This window comes from Corallococcus carmarthensis (assembly GCF_003611695.1).
In the GTDB taxonomy this organism is placed as follows: Bacteria; Myxococcota; Myxococcia; order Myxococcales; family Myxococcaceae; genus Corallococcus; species Corallococcus carmarthensis.
Map to the genome: position 1 here is coordinate 1 of NZ_RAWE01000073.1, position 22,273 is coordinate 22,273.

Here is a 22,273-nt window from a genome sequence, read left to right on the forward strand (position 1 = left end):
CTTCGGCGGTGGGCGCGGGGCGATGGCCCAATCCAACCCTGGAGTGGCAACGGGAGAAGGTCACCTCGGGTTCGGCTTTGAGGGCGAGCCAGGACATCGTGAACGTCTCCATTCCGCTGGTGCTCTCCGGGCGCCTGGGGCTGGAAGCCGAAGCCGCGAACCGGGGCGCCCAGGCCGCGGAGGCAACCCTCGCGAGAGCACGGGGTGAGCTGCACCATGCAGCGGTGCGCGCCTTCTCCGCGGCGCTGGCGGCCCAGGAGCGACGGCTCATCCTGGAGGAGTCGCTTTCCGCTCTGAGGCGTCTGGCGGAAGTCATTGTCGTACGCGAGCGGGCGGGCGATGCCGCCGGCTACGACAGGCTGCGCATCGAGACCGAAGCAGCGGCGGTGGAGGACGGCTTGAGTGGCGCGGTGCTCGACGAGCATCACGCTCGGGCCCAGGCGCTTCACCTGCTGGGCCCGGGAACGCAGTCCCTGCCTCACCTCCAGGGGCCGCTGGCTCCGGACCGCGTGCTGCCTTCCTCGGAACAGCTCCTGTCCCAGTTGGAGCTGCGCCGCGCCGATGTCCGGGCCCTGGAGCTGGAGGCACAAGGCGCCCAGTCAGCCCACAGGGCAGCGACGCGAGGCTGGGTCCCGGACCCCACGGTGAACGTCGGTGGGCAGCTCATCAACGTGGGACAGCCGGGGGCTGGCGGCGGCTACGTGGTGGGCCTCGCGCTGCCGTTGCCGCTCTTCGAGCGCAGGCAGGGTCCGGAGGCCCAGGCGCAGGCCCGCCTTCAGCTCGCCGAGGCCCGACGGGCCGCGCTCATCCATGCCGCACGCACCCGCCTCACCGCCGTGCTGGAGGACGTGGCTGGCCAGCGAGCGCGGCGAACCCGGCAGCGGGAAGGCGTGCTCGCTCGCGCGGAGGAACTGCGCCGGATCGCCCAGGCGGCATACCGGGGCGGCAGTGCGGATCTCCTCGTCCTGGTGGACGCGGAACGGACCGCCCGCGAAGCGCGGCTGACCGCCGTGGAGCTGGCCCTCTCGGTCGCCGAGGCCGAAGCCGACCTCTTCCTTCTTTCGGGCGCCTGGGATGGCGCCGAACCCCGGAGTGCCCAGCCATGAGCCGCCCGCATCTTCTCTCCCTGGCCTTCGCATGCATGCTCGCCACGTCCTGCAAGGACCCGGGCCATGCCCATGAGGGTGAGGCTGCCCACGGACACGGCGAAGGGGCCGCGCACGGCGCCACGAACGCCACCGAGCCGGAGCGACCGGGCCTGACCGTCACCGTCTACCAGGAGGGCCTGGAGCTGTTCATGGAGTACCCGGCGCTGGTGGTGGGACAGCCCTCACCGCTGGTGGCGCACTTCACCGACGCGCGCGATCCGGAAGGCTTCAAGGTGGTGACGAAGGGCCGTGTGACGGCGACCCTGCGCTACGCGGACGGTGCCGAGGAGCGCTTCGTCGCGGAGAAGCTGCTGCGCGACGGCATCTTCAAACCCGAGGTGCGGCCCACGAAGCCCGGCGCGGCCACGCTGACCCTGCGCCTCGAAGGAGAACAGGTGTCCGGGACGGTGGAGGCGGGGCAGGTGATGGTGCACCCCTCCCTTGCCGCCGCAGTGGCCGCCGCGTCCCCCGAGGAATCAGCGGGAGCGCCTTCGGTGCCCTTCCTCAAGGAGCAGCAGTGGAAGACCCGCTACGCCACGACTCCCGCCGAAGCCCGGGTGCTCCAGGGCGGGGTGCGCGCCAACGGTGAATTGAAGCCCGTGGCGGGGCAGGCGGCGGAGCTGTCCGCGCCCGTGGCAGGAAGGATCCTCGTGGGCGGGCTGGTGCCCCACCTGGGGCAGCGGGTGAAGGCAGGGGACGTGCTGGTGAGGCTCGCACCCACGGCGATGGCGGGCACGACGGATCTGGCCACGGTGGAGATGGAGGCGGCACGGGCACGGGCCGAGCTGGGACTGGCCGAACGCGAGGTGACGCGGGCGGAGGAGATGTTCGCGGCGAAGGCGCTTCCAGAGAAGCAGCTCGACACGGCGCGGGTGGCGCGCGAAGTGGCGGCGGCGAAGGTGGCGGCCACCGAGCGTCAGCTCTCCCTCTATCGCGGCACGCAGAGCGGTGCGGGGGGCGCTGGAGGCGCGGCCTTCGAGCTGCGCTCACCGCTGGAGGGCGTGGTGTCCTTCGCGGACGTGACGCCCGGCGCGGTGGTGCAGGCAGGGACCCGGCTCGTGTCCGTCCTCAATCCTTCAAGGTTGTGGTTGGAGGCGAAGGTGTACGAGGTGGACGCGCCGAAGGTGGAGCACTCGCCGGGAGCGGCTTTCACCGTGGCGGGGTTCACGCGCGAGTTCACCGTGGACGAGAAGACGGGGCGCCGGGTCGCGGTGGGCACCGTGGTGGATCCCGAGACGCGCACCGTACCCGTGCTCTTCGAGTTGCCCAATCCCGAGGGCATGCTCAAGCCGGGCATGTTCGCCAAGGTGACGCTCTACACGGGAGAGACCGTGAGAGCCCTGGCCGTTCCCGAGGCCGCGGTGGTGGACGACAACGGCCGGCCCACCGTCTTCGTCATGGAGGGAGGCGAGTCCTTCTTCAAGCGCACCCTCCGTCCCGGCATTCGCTCCGGCGGCTGGGTCCAGGTGCTGGACGGGGTGAAGGAAGGCGAGCGCGTCGTCTCCCGTGGGGCCTACGAACTGAAGTTGTCCACCGCCACCGGGGCCATTCCCGAGCACGGTCACCAGCACTAAGCCCCTTCCCACTCAGGCACGACACCGATGAATCGCCTCATTCGCTGGTCCATCGACAACCGGTTGTTGGTGGTGGCCGCCTCCGTGCTGCTGCTGGTGCTGGGCTTCCAGGTCGCCCGAAGCATGCCCGTGGACGTCTTCCCCGACCTCACCGCGCCCACCGTCACCGTTCTCACCGAGGCCCACGGCCTGGCCCCCGAGGAGGTGGAGACGCTCGTCACGTTCCCCATCGAGACGGCCGTCAACGGGGCCACGGGTGTCCGCCGGGTCCGCTCGGCGTCGGGCGTGGGCATCTCCATCGTCTGGGTGGAGTTCGAGTGGGGCACGGACATCTACACCGCGCGACAGGTGGTGAACGAGAAACTCCAGCTCGTCGCCGCACAGCTCCCGGCGGACGTGCCCCCACCGTCCATGGCGCCCATCTCCTCCGTCATGGGAGAGATCCTCTTCCTCTCCGTCTCCTGGAAGCCGGAGGCACTGGCGAAGGATGCGGCGGGCCGTGAGGCACAGCTGATGGAGGCACGCGGCGCGGCGGACTGGGTCCTGCGCAAACGCCTGCTCTCCGTCCCGGGCGTCTCCCAGGTGGTGCCCATCGGCGGGTCGGTGAAGCAATACCAGGTGCTCTTGCGTCCGGAGTCCCTGCAAGCGTTGGGGGTGTCCTTCGAGCAGGTGGCCCATGCCCTACGCACCACGAACCAGAACGCTTCCGGCGGCTTCTACGTGCAGGGCGGACAGGAGTACCTGCTGCGCGCCGTGGGACGGGCCCGGGGGGTGGCGGATCTGGCGGGCACTGTCGTCAAGGTGCGAGGCGGCGTCCCCATCACCGTGGGACAGGTGGCCGATGTGCAGGTGGGGCCTCGGATCAAGCGCGGCGAGGGCAGCGCCAACGCGGAGCCCGCTGTCATTCTCGCGGTGATGAAGCAGCCGGACGCCAACACGCTCGCGCTGACCGAGCGGCTGGATGCGGTGCTGGACGAGGTGCAGGCAACGCTGCCGCAGGGAATGGTGGTGGGACGCAACATCTTCCGGCAGTCGGACTTCATCTCCGTGGCGGTGCGCAACGTGTCGGTGGCCCTGCGGGACGGCGCCCTCCTCGTCGCGGTCATCCTGCTCGTCTTCCTGATGAACGCGCGGGCGACGTTCATCTCACTCACGGCCATTCCCCTGTCGCTGGTCGCGACGGTGCTGGCGCTCAAGGCCCTGGGGGTGACGCTCAACACCATGACGATTGGCGGGCTCACCATCGCCATTGGCGCGCTGGTGGATGACGCCATCATCGACGTGGAGAACGTCTTCCGGAGGCTGCGGGAGAACGCGCACCTGCCGGAGGACCAGCGGCAACCCATGCTGGAGGTCATCTATCGGGCCTCCATCGAGGTCCGTCACTCCATCGTCTTCGCCACGCTGATCATCATCCTCGTCTTCCTGCCGCTCTTCTTCCTGTCGGGGCTGGAAGGGCGGATGCTGGCTCCCCTGGGACTCGCGTACATCGTGGCCATCGCCGCCTCGCTGGTGGTGGCGATGACGCTCACGCCTGCCCTGTGCGCGTACCTGCTGCCGAAGGCCAAGGCGCTCGGGGCGGAAGAGGGGCCTGTCCTCCGCTGGTTGAAGACGCGCTACCGCCCGGTGCTCCTGTGGGCGCTCGCCAGGCCCCGGGCCATCCTCGCGGGGGCGGGGCTGGCGCTGGTGGCCACGTTCGCTGTCGTGCCGTTCCTGGGACGGGCGTTCCTCCCCGAGTTCAACGAGGGCACGCTCACGCTCAACGTCGTGACGCTGCCGGGGACGTCCTTGCAGGAGAGTGACCGGCTGGGCCGGCGCGTGGAGCAGGTGCTGTTGTCCTTCCCCGAGGTCGTCTCCACCTCCCGGCGCACGGGACGCGCGGAGCTGGATGAGCACGCCCAGGACGTCAACGCGGCGGAAGTGGACGTGGGACTGGACCTGTCCCGGGGAGAGCGAAGCAAGGAACAGCTCCTGGAGGCCCTCCGCAAGGCGCTGGCGCAGGTCCCGGGTGCCATCATCACCATTGGCCAGCCGCTCAGCCACCGCATCGACCACATGCTGTCCGGCACGCGGGCCAACATCGCGTTGAAACTGTATGGCGACGACCTGGACCGGCTGCGCACGCTGGCCGAGCAGGTGAAGAAGGTCGCGGAGGCCACGCCGGGCGCGGTGGACGTGGCCATCGAGCAACAGGTGGACATCCCCCAGATTGGGATCCGCGCGGACCGGGACGCGGTGGCACGCTACGGACTCACGTCAGGCGAGGTGGCCGAAGCGGTGGAGCGTGCCTTCGCCGGAGAGACGGTGGGCACCGTCCTGGAAGGCCAGCTCGTGGTGGACATCGCCGTGCGCCTGGATGACGCCTCACGAGAAGACCTGGACGCCATCGCGGCGACGCCCATCGACACGCCCACGGGCCACCGCATCCCGCTGAAGATGTTGGCGAGCCTCACGCGCGAAACGGGCCCCAACACCATCAGCCGCGAGGGTGTGCAGCGCAAGATGGTGGTGCAGGCCAACGTGGCGGGGCGCGACCTGTCCACGGTGGTGGAGGAACTGCGCGCTCGCATCCCGCGCGAGGTGCCCATGCCCACGGGCTATTACGTGGACTACGGCGGCCAGTTCGAGAGCGCCGAGGCAGCCACGCGCACCATCGGCTGGCTGAGCGTGGGCGTGGTGGTCGGCGTCTTCCTGTTGCTGGTGGTGGCCTTCGGCTCCGTGCGCAACGCGCTGCTCACGCTCATCAACCTGCCGCTGGCGCTCATCGGCGGCGTGCTGGCGGTGGCACTCACCTCAGGCGTGGTGAGCGTGGCGTCCCTGGTGGGGTTCATCACGTTGTTTGGAATCGCCACGCGCAACGGCATCCTCATGGTGAGCCACTACGAGCACCTGATGACCGAGGAGCGGAAGGGGCTTGCGGAGGCCGTGGTCCAGGGCTCGCTGGAGCGGCTGGCGCCTGTCCTGATGACGGCCCTGTGCGCGGGGCTGGCCCTGGTGCCCCTGGTCCTCGCGGGGGGCGAGGCAGGCAACGAGATCCAGGCCCCCATGGGTGTGGTCATCCTCGGGGGCCTGCTGTCCTCCACCTTCCTCAACATGCTGGTGGTGCCGGTGCTGTTCCGGCGCTTCGGCCGGCCACCCGAATCTCGCGCTGCCGCGGTGCCCGCGGAGGGATGAGCTCAGCGCACCGGTTCCCGCCCCATCATCTCCTCCCACGCCGAGCCCCTCTCCGAGGCTGGGCGGGACGCACGTAGGGTTGGAGGTGATGCACCGGGCAGCCAGGCCGACAGCGTGGACCTTGAGCGCCCTCCCTGAATCACTGCTGCGGCTGCACGGCGGCCGGGTCCATCCAGAAGGACTCCCACTGGTGGCCGTCCAGGTCCTCGAAGCTGCGCTGGTACATGAAGCCCTGGTCCATCTTCTCCTTGGTCTCCTTCGCGCCCGCCGCCAGCGCCTTCTCCACCAGCGTGTCGACGGCGGCACGGCTCTCCGCCGTCAGGGCGATGATGACCGCGGTGGACTTCTTCGTGTCCGCGACCTCTTTCTTGATGAAGCTCTTGAAGAACGGCTTCACCAGCAGCATCGCGTAGATGTCCTCGCTGATGATCATGCAGGTGGCGTCGGCGTTGGTGAACTGGGGGTTGAACGTGTAGCCCAGCTTCGTGAAGAACCCGACCGCGCGGTCCAGCGATTCGACGGGGAGGTTGACGAAGATCTTGGTGCCCATGGTGCGTCTCCTGGCGGAAAGAGGATGAGGTGAGCGTCGCCTTCATCCACGCGACGAACGTGCGCCCGCTGGATCGACACCGGATTTATTTTCCCGCGCGCAGCCGCCAAACCTCCGGAATCACAGCAGCTTGCCCGGGTTGAGGAGCCCCAGCGGGTCGAGTGCCCCCTTGATCGCATGGTGCAGGCGCAGCGTCTCCGGGCCCAGCTGGGCCCCCAGGAAGCCGCGCTTGAGCGAACCCACGCCGTGCTCACCCGTGATGGTGCCTCCCAGGGCCAGCGCCGCGCGCAGGATGTCGTCGAACGCTTCCTTCGCCCGCGCCAGCGCCGCCGGATCCTTCCGGTCGAAGACGACCGTGGGGTGCATGTTCCCGTCACCCGCGTGGCCAAACGTCCCGATGAGCACCCGGTGCCGCTCCGCGATGCGCTCCACCTCCGCGAGCAGCTCCGGAATGCGCACGACGGGCACGCCCACGTCGTCCAGCAGCGTGGCGCCGCGCTGCTCCAGCGCCGGGAAGGCGAAACGCCGGGCGCCCATGAGCAGCTCGCCCTCGGCCTCGTCGGCGGTGCTCATCACGGAGGTCGCGCCGGCCCGTTCGCAAGCCGCGACCATCAACGCCAGTTCCTCTTCTCCCTGCGGACCTCCCGCGTCGGAGCGCGCCAGGAGCAGGGCCTCGGCTTCGACGTCCAGGCCCATGGGCTTCCAGGCCTCCACGGCGCGCACGGTGGTGCGGTCCATCAACTCCAGCAGGGACGGGCGCGAGCGCTCCATGATGTCGCAGACGGCCGTGCCCGCGCTCACGAGCGTGGGGAACGCGGCCACCAGCGTCGTCGCCTTCTGTGGACGGGGCCTCAGCCGCAGCGTGGCTTCAGTGAGGACACCCAGCGTGCCCTCGGAGCCGACGAAGAGGCGCGTCAGGTCGTAGCCCGCCACGTTCTTCACCGTCCGTCCGCCGGTGCGCACCACGGTGCCGTCCGCGAGCACCGCCTCCAGTCCCAGCACCGCGTCGCCCGTCACGCCGTACTTCACGCAGCACAGGCCTCCCGCGTTGGTCGCCAGGTTGCCGCCGATGGAGGAGAACTCCCAGCTCGCGGGATCCGGCGCGTACCAGAGTCCCTGCTCCGCGGCGGCGGCCTTCACCGCGCCGTTGAGCGCCCCGGGCTGGACGACGGCCAGCATCCCGCGCCGGTCCACTTCCAGGATGCGGTTCATCCGCATGAGCGACAGGACGATGCAGCCGTCGCTCGCGTTCGCGCCGCCCGACAGCCCCGAGCCCGCGCCCCGGGGCACCACCGGTACGCGCAGCGCCGTGGCCACGCGGAGCACGGCCTGCACTTCGGCCGTGGACGAGGGCCGCACCAACACACGCGGCATGCCCGAGGGCGCCCACTCCGCCTGGTCGTTCCGGTGCGCCGCGAGCACGTCCGGATCCGTGATGACCGCCTCCGCTGGCAACACCTCCGCCAGCGCCCGCTCCACGTCGACCGTCATGAAGGCCTCCCAGGCATCGGAACGTGAACGCCGGGCCGGCTGCCCGTCATCCGTTCCGTGACTCCGAAGCTCCAGCTTGCCTCGGAGCCGGAGCCGCTTCACCCAGGACCTGCGCCAGGAACGTCCGAGGGGCGGCGGCGCCGGGACAGGCTGCTCCGCCAGGTCCTCGCTGAACCCGGTGTCCTCCACGCTGCGTGTGACAGCCGTGTGGCACAGGCTGCCTTCCAGGGAGGCTGGTCCCCATGTGGAGGGTCGTGAAACAATCCGTAATACCGCGGTTCCGAATGGCACGGTTCGAGGAGGCGGTACAGCACATGAGATTCCTGCTCGTCGAGGACGAGGCGAAGATGGTGCTCCTGCTTCGCAAGGGACTGGGGGAAGAGGGGCACACCCTGGAGGTCTGTTCGCGGGGCAGCGAGGCGCTCGCGCTGGGAAGCCCGGAGGACTACGACGTCATCGTCCTCGACTGGTCGCTGCCAGACACGGATGGCATGACGCTGCTCAAGTGCTGGCGCGAGGCAGGCGTGCGCACCCCGGTGCTCATGCTGACGGCGCGCGGCACCACCGCCGACAAGGTGAAGGGCCTGCGCTCTGGCGCGGACGACTATCTGGTCAAACCCTTCGACTTCGAGGAGCTGCTCGCGCGGCTGGAGGTGCTGGGGCGCCGGAGCGAAGCGAAGGACGGCGTGGTGCGCCTGGGGGAGCTGGTGCTGGAGCCCGGCCGGCGCATCCTGCGCATCGGTTCACGGGAGGAGTCGCTCACCGCGCGCGAGTTCGCCCTCTTCAGCGCGCTGGCGCGCCATCCCGGTGAGCCCCAGGTGCGGGCGCGGCTGATGGAGCAGACGTGGGGGCCGGACTTCGACGGCAGCGCCAACGTGCTCGACGTGTACGTGGGGTACCTGCGCACGAAGCTGGAGCGTCTGGGGGCCGCGCACGTGACCATCCGCTCCGTGCGGGGCGTGGGCTACAAGCTCGTCGTGGCGCTGCCCGGTGAGCGCCCGGCATGAGGCTGACGCGGCGCTTGTGGTTGCACGGAGCACTGCTGCCCGCGCTGGCCACGCTGGGCGCGCTGGCGGTCGCGGGGCAGTTGTTCCGCGCGGACCTGGAAAGCTCGCTGGATCGTGCGCTGCTGGCCCAGGCCGCCGTGGAGAGCGTGAGCCTCTTCGACGGTCCCGGGCAGAAGGTCCACCTGCACATGGCCGTCTCCCCGCTGGTGGAACAGGTGCGCCCCTTCGCCCCGCAGGGCTATCTCTACCAGTCGGATGGGCGGCTGGTGATGCGCTATCCGCCGGTCTCCGAGGGCACGCCCGAGCCGCCGCGCCGCGTGCCGGGCACCCGGGACGGCCCTCCGGTGCTGACCACCGAGGTGGCCCCGGACGGAAGCCGGTGGCGCGAGGTCATGGTCAACGTGCGCTCGCCGCAAGGGGAATGGTACGGGCTGCGGCTCCTGGCTTCGCTGGGACAGGTGGACCGCTCGGTGGATTCGTTCTTCCGGATGGCGTTCTCCCTGACGGCGGTGATGGGAGGGTTGCTGCTGATCGTCCAGACCTTGCTGGCGCGCCGGTTGTCACGGCGGCTGGGAGCCATCGCCCAGAGCCTGGATCGGCTGCGCGAAGGGGACTTCACGCTGTCCCTGGCGGGCGACACGGGCGCCGACGAGATCGGCCAGGTGGGTGCGGCGCTCCGCGAAGCCACGGCGCGGGTGCGCGGCGCACGCGAGGCGCAGGAGCGGCTCATCGCGAACGCGGCGCATGAGCTGCGCACCCCGCTGGCGCTGATGCGCACCAGCCTGGACCTGGCGCTGCGGCGCGAGCGGAGCCTGGAGGAGCTGCGCGCATCGCTCAGGGACGCACGCACGGAGGTGGACCGGCTGGCGTTGCTGGCGGACTCGCTGCTGGACATGGCCACCGCGGGGCGCGGCGCGTGGGATTGGAAGAAGGGGGACCTGGGCCTGCTGCTGACGCACGCGGTGGAAGGGGCCCGCGCGGAGGCCGAGCGGCGGGGCCTGCTCATCCACCTGGAAACGCCCGCCGGGATGGAGGCGCCGTTCGACGCGGGCAGCCTGCGGCAGGCGGTGGACAACCTCCTGGGCAATGCCCTCAAGTTCTCCCCGAGGGGCGGAGAGATCCATGTCCGGCTGGCGGCGGAGGCGGGACGCTTTCGCGTGAGCGTGACGGACACCGGCCCGGGCATTCCCCTGGCGGAGCGCGACGCGGTGTTCGAACCCTTCCACCGCGTGGCCGGCGCGGAGCCCAGGCCCGGAGCGGGGCTGGGCCTGGCCATCGTGCGCGAGGTCGCGCGGCGGCACGGAGGTTGGGCCTACGTCGCGCCCGGGACCGCGCCCGGCGCAGAGCTGGTGCTGGAGCTGCCAGCGGCGCCGCCCGTGGAGGGCCGGGCCTCATGGTGACAGGGGAATCCAGTCCGACGCGGCCCGCAGGCGTCCCGTCGTCGCCTCCAGCGTCGCGAGCTGCGCGCCCTGGACGCCGACCCGGCGGTTCACGCCGAAGCTGACCGGCGGAGAGACCCCGGTGTCGAAGTCGCGCAGGGACTCCAACTGCTGTTGAAGGCCCGCGCGCGTGAGGTCCGCGCCCGCGCGGGTGACGGCCTCCACGAACACCCGCGCGGCGGCGTAGGCCCCCAACTGGAAGGCGGTGTGGCCGGGCTTCAAGCCGTGCCGGTCCATGAACACGGTCAGCGCCTCCAGGTCCGGCGCGTGCTCGCCCAGCCCCATGGGCGACAGGAAGAAGACCTGTCCCCCGGTGAGCTCCGGCCGCCGCGGATCCGCGAGCGCCGCCGGAGCGAACACCGGCACCTTCATCGCACGCGCGGCCAGCGTCTTCGTGAGCGAGGCCAGTCCCTCGGACGTCCCGGTGTACAGCACCGCGAACGGCGCCGGCCCCGGCTCCGTCTCCGTCTCCTCCAGCGCGGGGCCCCAGTCCAGCGGCGTGGCCAGCTCACGGCGGGCCGCTTCCGCGCGCACGGCCTCCCACCACGCGCGGCCAGCCGCGTCCTCCGGATGCACCACCGCGAGCGGCTGCCGTCGCAGGCGGGGCCCCTCGGTGCTGGACAGGTGCTGCACCGCGAGCCGCGCCAGGGCGGAGGGCTCCGGGTAGAGGAAGAACACCGGCCCCTCGTCCGGCGGCGGCCCCGGCTCCAACGGCAGGGGCAGCACCAGCGGCGCGCCTTCCTGCTCCAGCCGCGCGTCGGACGCGAGCCGCGCTGGACGGAGGCTGGCCACCAGCGCGAAGACGTCCCGCTCCAGCAGCCGCGCCGTGGCATCCGCGCCCGCGGAGGACGCGGCCGTCGCGTACAGCGCCGCGTCGTCCTCCACCACCAACTCCAGCTTGCGCCGGAAGATGCCGCCGCGCGCGTTCACGTCCGCGAACACCGCGCGCACCACCGCCTGGACCTCCTGTCCCACCGGCGCCAGGTGCCCCTTCAACGGCAGCGCCGCGCCCACCGTGAGCGTCGTCGTGGAGAGGCCGGGATCCGGCGCCGCGTCCAGCGTCTGGAGGTAGCCGAGCAGTGCGTCCGCGTCCGCCTCCGTGAGCGCGTAGCGCGGCATGGCCACGCCCAGGGGCCGGCCGCTGGCGGAGCGTCCCTCCGTGATGGCGCGCAGCAGCGTGGCGCGCGTGTACGCGGGGCGTGCGCGGTCCTCGATGTCCTCCAGTCCCACCGCGCGCGAATGCTGGAGCGAGCCGGGGGTGATGTCCGGCACCTCCACGCCGCCTTCGCGGCTGCCCCGCCCGGAGGGGCCATGGCAACGTGCGCACGCGGCGACGGTCCCTTCCAGCTCCACCCGCTCGGGCCCCAGGAAGCCGGTGAGCGGCGAACCCTGGGGGGACTGGCCCCGCTGGAAGAGGCCGCGCCCGTGCCTCACCTCCGCGGAAGTCGCGGCCCGCGGGGGTGACTCGCGCCTGCAACCGGACAGCAGCAGCCCGGCCGCGAGCACCAGCACCACGCCCCACCGGGTGCCCGGTGCGAGCCCCGTCCCACCACCGCGCCTCCACCGCATGCCGTGCCCCCTCACCTGGGATCGTTCAGGTGTTCCACCGCGGCGACGATGTTGTCCGCCATCGCCATGGCCGGGGACTTGACCCACATGCCCGTGGCGGCGTCGCCGATGAGCAGCGTCGTGTTGTGCTCGTCCGGCTTCTCCGCGTAGCCGCCGAGCTTCTTCAGCACGAGCGTGAGGTTCTCCCGGGAACCCGTGAGGAAGTACCACCCCGGCTGCGCGCCGAACTTCTTCGCGAACTTCGCCAGGCTCTTCGGCGTGTCGTTGGTGGGGTCCACGGAGAGCGTGATCATGTGCACGTCCTTGCCCATGCGCTCCGCGAGCTTCTTCTGCACCTCCGCCAGATGCTGCGTGATGGGGGAGCACGCGCCCTTGCAGGACGTGAACGCGAAGTTGATCAGCACCGTCCGGCCCCGCACCAGGTCCTCGTAGAAGCGGTGCGTCTTGCCGTGCTGGTCCACCAGCTCCGTGTTGGTGAAGTACTTCGCCGCCGCGGCGTCCTGGGCGGCCGTGCCGTCCACGGCCGTCAGCTCGGGCGGCGCGGCGGAGGAGGCCTGAGCCTCCTTCACCGCCTCTACGATGCGCGAGGGGCTGCCCAGTCCGTCCACGCGCGTCCACCGGTGGGTGAGCGCGTTGCCCACGAGCACGAGCGGCCGGTGCGACTCCTTGTCCGGCACGTATCCCCCCAGCGCCACCAGCGCCTCCTTCACCTTCGCGGGCTCGCCGGTGAGGAAGGACCAGTCCGGCCCGGGGTGGAAGGGCTCCGCGAACTTCGCCAGCCGCTCCGGCGTGTCGTTGTTCACGTCCAGCGTGATGGAGATGAAGCGCACGTTCGACTTCGGCCCCAGCGCCTTGCGTGCCCGGTCGAGCGTGGCCGTCACCGGCGTGCAGATGGTCTTGCAGCGCGTGAAGATGAAGTTGATGGCCACGGTCTGTCCGCGCACCAGGTCCGACCACAGCCGGACCTGCCGGCCGTGTTGATCCACCAGCGCCACGTCCGGCACCGTCACCTCCAGGGACTCGGGCGCCGCGGGCCGGGCGGGGAGGGGGACGCGCACGTCCTCTTGCGCGAGCGCGAGCGGCGCGCACGTCAGCGCCAGGGCGAACAGGGCCTGCTTCAGGGTCGGGATTCTCATGGGGTGGACTCGGAGGTGAGGGCGGCCGCGAGCGGGGACGACACGCCGAGGGTGGACGTGGGCAGGCGGCCCAGGTCGAGCCCCCGGCCCTCCACGCCCACCACGAACTTGTATTGGCCCGGCGACGGCGGCCGGAAGTCGACCTCGAAGACGCTGTCGGCGACGCGCCGGGGTTCGGTGCGCACCTGCCAGGTGCCGGGCGTGCGGAACAGCAGCACGCGGATCTCCTCCGGCGCCACCGGGGGTGTGCCCGTGCCCGCGGTGGGCTCCAGGCGGAAGCGCAGCGGCACCGTCTCTTCCGGCGCGTACGTCCGCTTCGCGTCGAACTCCGGCGTGAGCTTCAAGGGCAGCGTCTTCGCGAACGACGCATCCAGGGGGACCTGGCCCACCGTCCACTCCAGGCATGCCACGACCCGGGGGTTGTCCAGCAGCACCTGGACGTCATAGGTGCCGTTCTCGCGCACGCTGCCCCGGGCGGTGAAGACGCCGGGCTCCACTTCGCGCAGCGAGCGATCCAACACCTTCACCGCGCGGGGTTCACGGCCGTAGTTCAGGTGCGTGCCGCGCGGGGCCATCATGCCTTCCTGGTAGAGAAACAGCGCGCGGTCCGCGTTGCCCGCGGCGATGACGCCGTTGCCCTCAGGCAGCGGCGCGATGGGATCCGAGCGGCCCAGCTCCCGTGCCTCGGCCGCGGGCCGCTGGCCCATGGTGATGCGCACCTGGGAGGGTGTGCTGCCATTACTCTCCAGCGTCTTCAACTCCACCAGCGTCACGCGGCTGTCGGTGGTGTTGCGCACGTAGGCGAATGCGTCCGTGAACACGACGGAGTCCGGCGCGGAGAAGCCGGTGAGCGTGTGGGCCACCTGCCCGGACGCCGCGTCCAGGATGTCCACCGTGCTGGTGTCCTGGTGCACCAGGAACGCCCAGCGGCCGGTGTTGTCGAAGCGCAGCGCGTCCAGGCCGCCCTTCACCGGGATGCGGCGCGACACCTCGCGGCGGGCGGCGTCCACCACCACCACCTCATGCGCCCCGGGCCTCGCGGCGAAGAGGGCCCGGGCCACGTCGCTCCAGGCCAGCGCGGTGACGCCGACGCCCACCTCCACCTGGCCCAGCATCTGGCCGGAGGTCACGTCCAGCGCCGTCAGCGCCGTGGCGTCGCGGGCGGAGACCCAGGCGGTGCGTCCGCTGTCGGAGAAGCCGAAGGCGTGCGGGCCCGGCCCCACGTCCACCGGATCGCGCACGGCGTGCCCGGGCGTGTCGATGACGCTCACCGTGCCGTCGCCGTCGTTGCTCACCCACGCGGTGAGGCCATCCGGGGACAGCGCGATGCGCCCCGGATTGCGGCCCACGCGCAGCGGGCGCGTCACCACGAAGCGCTGGGTGTCCACCACGGACACGGTGTCCTGCGACGGCACCGTCACGTACAGCGCGGAGCGGTCCGGCAGGAGCGCCCAGTCCGCCGCGCCACCGCCCACGGACACCAGGTGCTGGAGCTTCGTGCGGTCGAAGGCGATCTGCGGGTTGATGACGGACACCGTCTGGTCGTGATTGAGCGTGAGGAACCAGTACGCGTTGAAGTCCACGTCCGCCTGCGCGGACAGCAGCCCGCCCAGATACGTCCTCACCCGCGCCTTGCACGCGGCGTCGTCCGGGGCAGGTTCTCCTTGGGGGCGCAGGCGCATCCACGCCAGGGGACGGCGCCCCGCCAGGGGTTCACCCGTGCGGGCATCCGTGAGTGCGACGCGTGCGACCGCCTGCAGCGGCGAACCCTGTTCGGCCTCCAGCGGCCGGGGCGTCAGCGTCAGGTCGAACGCGAGCGACACCCCGTCGCGCGTCACCTTCACGGCGGGCGCGGTGAGGGGCGAGGGTGCGGACCGCGAGGCGGTGGGCGCGGCGGGGACCCGCGCGAGGAGGCGGTGGGCGCCCATGGCGAGGAGCCCGGTGGACAGCAGACCGGCGGTGGCGAGGACGAAGGGCTTGCGCATGGGCGGTTCGAAGAGGTGAGGCCAGGAAGGAGGAGGGGGCGGCGCGAGGGGAAGGGGAACCTTCCACCGCCGCGCCGCCCGGGGAGGGCACCGGGGCTACTCCACCCGGTACACGCCCCACAGACCGCCGCTGCTCCAGAGGAAGCTGGGCATGTCGCGGTACAGGTAGTCGCCCTTGACGCCGTAGGCGCCGCCCGCGCCGTACTCCGGGACGATGTTCCAGTGGTGCATCACGGACGAACCGCCCTGCGTGGAGATGACCGGCGACGTGGCGTTGGGGCCCATCACCCGCGACTGCGCGCCCGCGGCCCAGGGGTTGCGGCGCCACTCCGCGCCGTGGATGGCGAACGCGTGCTGCCGCGAGTGGCCCGACGGCTGTCCCACGCGCCAGCGCACCGGCTCACCCACCTTGGCGGTGAACACCGGCGTGGCCGGGTCGCCGCCGTAGGCCGTGCTGCTGAGGATGGCGGTGAGGTCGTAGTTGTTCGTGTCCTCTGGCGGCGTCTGCGGCGGCACACCCAGGCGGGCCCACAGCGGATCGGTGCGGTAGTTGAAGCCCTTCTGGCCGGTGTCCTGGGAGTCGTCGATGCCGTTGGTGTTGCGCAGCGCCGTGCCGCTGTTCAGGCCGCTGGTGCCGGAGTCCTGGAAGCGGGTGTTGTCGGTGTGCAGGCCCAGGTCGTCCTGGTAGAGCAGGACGAACTCACGGAACGTCTGCTTGCTGCCGTCCTGGCGCGTGTAGCGCACGCGCGCCTGCGCGTCCGTGCCGGAGTCGGTGCTCCAGTCCGCGTCCTTCGGCTCGATGACCAGCGCGCCAATGGCGCCGTGCATGCCGTGGTTCACCACGTCCGCCATGTTGCGCAGGTTGACGATGCCGAACTCCGTCGGCGTCACCAGACCCACCGGGAACGGCGCCGTCCACGGCGAGCTCTTGAACTCACCCGCGAACCAGCGGTACGTGCGCGTCGCGCCCGGCGGCACCGTCTGCTGGGCGTTGAGGCCCACGTTCGCGCCGTCGTCCGTGTTCACGTCCACGTTGACCAGCTGCGGGTGCAGCGAGACGTGGTTGGACATCCGCGTCTGGTTGACGTTGAAGCTGGACGTGATGGCCGAGTGGTGCGCCCACACGTCCTTCTTCGTGGGCACCGTGGCGGGCAGCCGGTTGGTGAGCACCACCTGCACGCACTCGCCGGCCCGCGCGCGGAGGACCAGCGGCTCCGGGGCGCGCTTGCCCAGCTTCAGGTCGGACAGGTACTCGTCGCGGGCGAAGATGATCGCGTCCGGATCATAGAAGCCGTGCTTGCTGTTGTAGACGAGCCGTCCGCCGGGCAGCCAGTTGCGCGCGTCGATGGCGGATACATTGTAGAGCCGCACCGGCGCGTTGCGCGGGCACGAGTCCACCTTCACCGGCTTGGTGCCCAGCTTCCCGCTGTTCTCGTACTGGAGCACCAGCTCCCGGTCGATCTTCAGCATCTCCTCGCGCTCCTCCAGCGCGAACGTCACGGTGCGCTGCTTCACCTCCTCGCCCTTCTCGTTGATCTCGTAGGAGGCCTGGATGGTGTCGTCGCTCTCGCTCAACCGGGGCAGGCCCGCGCGCTCCGGCATCTCCAGCAGCGCCACGGGCGGGTAGGCCTGGAGCGGCTCCTTGCCTCCCGCGGACACCGCCAGATCCAGCCGCGGGTTCAGGTCCACCGCGAGCATCGCCACGTCACCCAGCGAGCGCAGCCCCTTCTGCTTGTTGCGGTACGTGCGCATCAGGCCCCACATGCCGTTCCAGAGGTCGCCGTTGGAGGCGCTCATGTACATGTAGTCCGCCGTCTCGTAGGTGCCGCCGATGGCGGGCAGGCCCCCGGTCAGCTCGAACTCGAAGTGTTCGGAGATGCCAATGGCCTGGGCGTTCTGGAAGCCGCTGTTCGGATCGCCGCCCTCGCGCAGCCACTTGTGGCCGTGCAGGTTGAAGCTGTGCTGCTCCTCCTGCGAGCCCTGGACCAGGCGGATCTTGATGCGGTCGCCCTCGTAGCCCGCCATCAGCGGGGTGTACGGGTCGCCGTGGATGTCCGAGCGGAAGACGTTGGACATCTCACCCGCCTTGGTGGCGAGCAGCTTGCGGGTGCCGCAGCGTGAGGAGCGCGCGGAGATGCGCACCGGGATGGGTTCGTTGCGGTAGTTGATCATCATGGCGCCCGGGTCCGCGGCGCTGATGGCCTCCGGCATGGGGGTGGACTCGAAGCCGACCGCCCAGGGCAGCGCGTCCTCCTTGTAGTTGGGAGGGTTCACGGGCTGGCCGCACTCGTCGTAGAGCGGGTTGTAGTCCATGAAGCCCAGCGTGAACTCGCGGAAGCTCTGGCTGGGGTCCGCGGTGATGACGTCCGCGCGCCAGCTGGTGGGGCCGCCGTCCGCCACGCGCGAGCCGTAGTAGACGCCGGTGCGCGGGTCGCGCCACTTGGAGCCCTTGGGCTCCACGATGAGCGCGCCGAAGAAGCCGTGCTGCTGGTGCGACGACGGGCCGAAGTGATCATGGGTGAAGACCGTCTCCAGCGTGCGCTGCGCGGACTGGTCATCCGCCCACCAGCGCTGCACCGTGGTCTGCGCCGTGCCTGGCGCGCGGCTGATGCGCGGGTGCGACGCGGGGGCGGTGAGCGTCACGCGCGTGCCTGTCTCACCGACGTTGCCGTCCGCCGCGAAGGCGCCGCCGGCCGCGTTGGCCAGGTGGATGCGCTCCGCCACGGTGTCGGAGGACAGCGTGCCGTCCTCGTAGTTCCAGCCGTTGCCGGCGCCGTCCGCCGACGTCACGTCGAACTTCACCAGGTGGATGTGCTGCCCGATGACATCCGTGGGCGTGTAGATCTGGAACGCGTCCGGCTCCAGGTGCTTGGGGATGAGGTTCGTCGAATAGAAGTTGATGCACTCGCCGGACTGGGCCCGGAAGAAGAAGGGCTCCGGCGGGCGCAGGCCGTCCTGGGTCGCGTTCACGTCCTCGTTGAGGACCATCAGCCGGGCCTGCGGGTCATGCCACCCGGCGCGGTTGATGCGCTGCAGGTCGATCTGGAGGTAGGCCGCGCGGTAGTTGCGCACGCCCGCGTTCGCGGGGCAGGGGTCCGCGAAGGGCGCCCCCGCCACCGCCTTGCGCCCGTTGACGTTGAACGTCCCGCTGCCGCCCAGCGGCGTGTACGAGGGGTAGCCCGCGGCCTGATCCCCGTAGAGGGTGGTGACGCCGGAGGCGTTGGGGAACTCGCCCGCGTGGAACGCCATGGCGTTCTTCTCCATGGGGGTGCCGTTGTGGGGGAGCAGCTTGATGTTGAGCGCGGCGGGGTCCACGTCGAAGCGGCCGGAGGCGCCGTACGTCACGGTGCCCACGGCGCGCGTGACGATGTGGCGGGGCAGGCCGCCGTCGTAATCCAGGTCCAGCGGCGCCTGCGGCGCGCGGCGGCCCGACAGGCCCGCGATGTAGAAGGGGAAGCCGGGGAACGCCGGGCGCGTCACCGGCCGGCCGTTGGAGTCCGTGACGGTGGTGCTGGCGTAGGTCGGCATGGGCGGCATCGCCCGGTTGGGCAGCGGGACGACCGCGGGGTTGGGCGTGCCGTTCTTGATCTCCGCGTCGGGGAGGAGGCGGTCGCTGGTGCCGGCCTCGAAGACGTCGTGCACGCGCCACAGCGCCCACATGCCCTGCGCGAAGTGCGGGTACAGGTGGCAGTGGTGGATGGAGTCGCCCGCGGTGAAGTTGCGGTTGCCGGAGCCGCCGTAGTTGATGTCGTAGGTGAAGGTGGAGCCCGGCCCGATGGTCTGCGAGTCCAGGTAGTTGGACGTCTCCACGCTGGGAGAGAACTTCCACTGGTGGGCGTGGAGGTGGAAGACGTGCGTCTCCGCGGGGCCCGCGTGGATGTTGCGGATGCGCACCGGGTCCCCCAGGTAGCTGTGGTGCACGTTGGTGGGGTCATCCGGGTAGAGCGCCTGGGTGGCGCGGCCGGAGGCGTCCTTCTCCACGTTCATCGCGGGGTCGCCGTTGGCCCACGACTCCAGGAAGAACTCCTCGTACTCGCAGGTGACGCAGTCCTTGGTGGGACCGATCTTCGCGCGGTTGGCGAGCAACTCCGCGCCCAGGCCGGCCACGCCGTAGTTGATGCCGAAGCCGTCGCGCACGCTGTGGAACGTGGGGTTCCACTCCAGCTCGTCGAAGGCCTGAACCGCCTTCACCTCGTCGTGGTAGATGGCGGTGAACTCGCGGAAGCTGCCCGTGTCCTTGGAGGTGGACGTCCCCACCTCCGTGCTGGAGTAGCCGGTGATGAGCGCCTCCAGGTCGCCGTGGCGGATGCGGTTGTCCCCGTCCAGGATGGCCAGCAGCGGCCGGCCCGAACCGTCCTTCGCCTCGTAGTCGATGACGGGCGTGCCGTCGGGGTTGCGGGACGTGGTGACGGCCTCCAGCGCCTTGCCCGTGACCTTGGAGCGGTACCACCGCGCGCCCGGCGGCTCGACGTTGATGGCGCCGAAGAGGCCGTGCACCGTGGAGCCGCCGTCGCCCTGGCCTCCGAACGACGCGCCCATGCTGTAGAAGAAGAAGACGCCCTCGTGGTCCGCGTACCAGGTGTACGTGGTGCTGGCGCCGGGGCTCACCAGGCTGCTCGCGTTCTTGCCCACCCAGGCCCCGTCCGAGCCCATGGTGAAGTACTGCAGGCCCTGCACGTGGATGGACGCGGTGCGCGTGGCCGGAGAGTCTTCCTTGTGCGTGTCGTCGAACTTGCCCTCGTCGCCCGGGTAGACCCAGAAGCCGCCGGAGGGCGCGTTCTGGAGCAGCGACTTGACCCGGTCATACGTGGGCGTCAGCACCCAGGCGGGCAGCACCTTGCGCAGGAACGTCCAGCCATTGCTGGAGCCCGACGCCCGGCTCACGCCCGGCTGCGACTGGGACGGGCTGGGGATGGCGGAGCGCGTGGGCGCCAGCATGTTGTGGAACTGGACCGTGAGGCAGTCCCCCACGTTGGCGCGCAGCGTGAGCGGGCGCGGGCGCTTGTCCGCCTTCAGTCGGACGTTGCCTGGAATCAGGCCGGGCTTGCCGTCGATGGCCTCCACGTCGTCGCGGAGCGCGTAGATCATCCCCGTCGGGTTGTAGGAACCCAGGCGGTTGTAGGTGTAGACCTGATCGAAGGCGACCACCTCCGCGCTGACGGTCCGCGCGCAGGCAGGGGAGGGAGGCGGGACGGGGTCCGGGAGGATCTTGTCCCGGTACGGCAGGTTGACGATCTGGATGCCCTGCGCGGTGGAGCCCGTGCCCGCCGCGTCACCGGGCGCTCGCGGCCCGCAAGCCATCACGCCGCAAAGCGCGGCGAAGAGCGCGGTCCGACCGTGTCGTGACGCAATGCTTCTCTTATGGTGTGGATACACAACGCCCCCTCGGCATTGCCCGATGTCGTGGATGAGAGTCTTTTAATGAAGAGCTTCTCAGGGTCCCTTGCCGTTGGCGGGCGAGGGACTGGGTGAAACACAGACGGACTTGAAGTGACGTGATTTCACTATGGGAGGTGCTGACCGGAAGTAAACAGGCCGCCCAAGGCTCTGGATTTGTTGGGGTGGAGAGGCTGGAGGTCGTCCTCTCTAAGAGGATTCAAAGGAAGATCAGGGAGCAGGGTGCGGCGCCCGCTGGACGCACCAGCGACTGAATTCATGGAACCGACTGTGATGCTTTGGATGGATACGAACGGGGAGGTCCCCCCGGAGCGGCTGGCGAGCCCGTTCCGCCGCGGACCCCCCAGTGCCTGGGGCCGCAAGGCGGCGGAGGCGCTCCAGCAGGCGCTGGGCCGCGACGCCGCGCGCTTGGAGGCGTTGTGGCGGCCCGGTGGCGGCAAGATGTTCGGCGTGCTGGGGGTCGCGGCGCCTGGGGGGCGGTTCGGGTTCCTCCGGGCGTTCTCCGGGATGCTGGGCGGGGCCTGGACGGTGGAGGGCTTCGTGCCGCCGCTGTTCGATCCCGTGGCCCGGGCGGAGTTCTGGCCCGCGGGCGAGGCGGAGCTGGCCGCGCTGGAGCACCAGCACGCGGCGTTGAGCCGGGAAGTGGAGGCGCTGCGGCAGCGGGGGCCGGGCCATGCCGCCGCGCTGCGCGAGGCGGAAGCGCGCCGCGCGGAGGTGGCGCACCAGCGCGCCGAGTGCTCGCGGGCCCTGTGGCGCCAGGTGACCCGGGGCTATGTCATTCCCAATGCGCGCGGCGAGACCCAGACCCTGGACATGCTCTTCGCGCCACGCTCGCCGCCAGGGGGCGCCGGTGACTGCGCGGCGCCCAAGCTGTTGGCGTATGCCTTTCGCAACGGATTGAAGCCCCTGGAGCTCGCGGAGTTCTGGTGGGGCGCTCCACCGCTCGATGGCCGCCGCGAGTCCGGCGCGTACTACCCGGCGTGTGACAACAAGTGCGGCACGGTGCTGCCGTACATGTTGCAAGGCTTGACGGTCGAGCTGCCGTCACCCACCGAGAACGTCACCGACGGGCCGCGCGTCCTTCATGAGGACCCGTGGCTGCTCGTGGTCGACAAGCCCGTGGGACTGCCCACGCTTCCCGGACGCCATGCGCCCACGCGCGACTCGGTGCTCGTCCAGCTCCAGCTCCGGTTCCCGGACCTGGTCCACGCCAGCTTCCTCCACGAACTGGATACAGAGTCCTCCGGCCTCCTGCTCATCGCGCGCGACGCGGTGACGCGCGCCTCGCTCCAGCGCCAGTTCTCCCAACGCGAGGCGGAGCACCGCCACGTCGCCTGGGTGGACGGACCCGTGGAGGAAGACGCCGGCGTCATCGACCTGCCGCTGCGCTCGACGGCCCACGCGTCCCTGAAGGACTGCGTGGACGCTCGCCACGGCAAGCGGACCGTGAGCGCGTGGAAGGTCCTCCGTCGCGAGGCGGCCCGGACCCGGGTGGAGTTCATTCCCACGACCCATCCGGCCGCCACGTTGCGTATCCATGCAGCACATCGCCTGGGGCTGGGAGTTCCCATCGCCGGGGATGCGCGCTTTGGACGAGAGGACGCGCGGCTGATGCTCCATGCCGAGGCGCTGGCCTTCGTGCATCCACGCACGAACGAGCGTCTGTCATTCACGTTGCCCGCGCCTTTCTGAAGCAAGACTGGGTGGATTGTTTGATCAATCCCGGCGCTTGCGGAAACCAAGCGAGAGGGAAGGGCGGGAAGGCCCTTCAGGAACAGACACCCCACCTTGGAGAGGAATCCC

The 22,273-nt window shown here is 70.6% G+C and carries 12 protein-coding genes; 6 read left to right on the top strand and 6 right to left on the bottom strand.

Annotation, left to right across the window (positions count from 1 at the left end; genetic code table 11):
- The 3 genes from D7X32_RS20445 to D7X32_RS20455 all read left to right on the top strand — a co-directional run.
- Positions 1-1,106 (top strand): TolC family protein (locus tag D7X32_RS20445; RefSeq protein WP_147450198.1); only part of this gene is annotated, 1,106 nt, incomplete at its 5' end.
- The gene (locus D7X32_RS20450; protein ID WP_120604246.1) at positions 1,103-2,722 is read left to right on the top strand and encodes an efflux RND transporter periplasmic adaptor subunit; all 1,620 of its coding nucleotides are present in this window, start codon (positions 1,103-1,105) and stop codon (positions 2,720-2,722) included. The genes D7X32_RS20445 and D7X32_RS20450, both read left to right, overlap by 4 nt.
- A 27-nt stretch (positions 2,723-2,749) precedes the next feature.
- Positions 2,750-5,896: an efflux RND transporter permease subunit gene (locus tag D7X32_RS20455; protein WP_120604247.1), complete on the top strand. Its 3,147-nt coding sequence runs from the start codon at positions 2,750-2,752 to the stop codon at positions 5,894-5,896.
- 139 nt (positions 5,897-6,035) lie between these two features.
- Here D7X32_RS20455 and D7X32_RS20460 read toward each other — a convergent pair whose 3' ends face one another.
- A complete protein-coding gene (locus D7X32_RS20460) occupies positions 6,036-6,446 on the bottom strand; it encodes a VOC family protein (protein WP_120604248.1) in 411 nt (136 codons plus the stop codon).
- A gap of 120 nt (positions 6,447-6,566) precedes the next feature.
- Positions 6,567-7,937, bottom strand: coding sequence for an FAD-binding oxidoreductase (locus D7X32_RS20465; protein ID WP_120604249.1), 1,371 nt, complete (start codon positions 7,935-7,937; stop codon positions 6,567-6,569).
- Positions 7,938-8,251: 314 nt separating this feature from the next.
- Here D7X32_RS20465 and D7X32_RS20470 point away from each other — a divergent pair, with 314 nt between their 5' ends.
- Together D7X32_RS20470 and D7X32_RS20475 are read left to right on the top strand one after the other, a co-directional pair.
- The gene (locus tag D7X32_RS20470) at positions 8,252-8,944 is read left to right on the top strand and encodes a response regulator transcription factor (RefSeq protein WP_120604271.1); all 693 of its coding nucleotides are present in this window, start codon (positions 8,252-8,254) and stop codon (positions 8,942-8,944) included.
- Positions 8,941-10,344, top strand: coding sequence for a sensor histidine kinase (locus D7X32_RS20475; protein ID WP_120604250.1), 1,404 nt, complete (start codon positions 8,941-8,943; stop codon positions 10,342-10,344). The genes D7X32_RS20470 and D7X32_RS20475 overlap by 4 nt, the downstream gene beginning before the upstream one ends.
- Here D7X32_RS20475 and D7X32_RS20480 read toward each other — a convergent pair.
- The 4 genes from D7X32_RS20480 to D7X32_RS20495 all read right to left on the bottom strand — a co-directional run bounded on the left by D7X32_RS20480 (position 10,336) and on the right by D7X32_RS20495 (position 20,374).
- Entirely contained in the window at positions 10,336-11,952 is a 1,617-nt protein-coding gene (locus tag D7X32_RS20480; protein WP_120604251.1) for a cytochrome c/ABC transporter substrate-binding protein, read from the bottom strand. The genes D7X32_RS20475 and D7X32_RS20480 overlap by 9 nt on opposite strands.
- 11 nt (positions 11,953-11,963) lie before the next feature.
- Positions 11,964-13,088 (bottom strand): SCO family protein, encoded by a 1,125-nt coding sequence (locus tag D7X32_RS20485; RefSeq protein ID WP_120604252.1) that lies wholly within the window; start codon positions 13,086-13,088, stop codon positions 11,964-11,966.
- Positions 13,085-15,073: a YncE family protein gene (locus tag D7X32_RS20490; protein WP_120604253.1), complete on the bottom strand. Its 1,989-nt coding sequence runs from the start codon at positions 15,071-15,073 to the stop codon at positions 13,085-13,087. Before D7X32_RS20490 ends, D7X32_RS20485 begins: the two co-directional genes overlap by 4 nt.
- Before the next feature lie 96 nt (positions 15,074-15,169).
- Positions 15,170-20,374 carry a cupredoxin domain-containing protein gene (locus D7X32_RS20495; protein WP_244239100.1) on the bottom strand — a complete coding sequence of 1,735 codons (5,205 nt, stop codon included), beginning with the start codon at positions 20,372-20,374 and terminating at the stop codon, positions 15,170-15,172.
- A gap of 378 nt (positions 20,375-20,752) precedes the next feature.
- Here D7X32_RS20495 and D7X32_RS20500 point away from each other — a divergent pair, with 378 nt between their 5' ends.
- Positions 20,753-22,162: an RluA family pseudouridine synthase gene (locus D7X32_RS20500; RefSeq protein WP_244239101.1), complete on the top strand. Its 1,410-nt coding sequence runs from the start codon at positions 20,753-20,755 to the stop codon at positions 22,160-22,162.
- Positions 22,163-22,273: the final 111 nt, after the last annotated feature.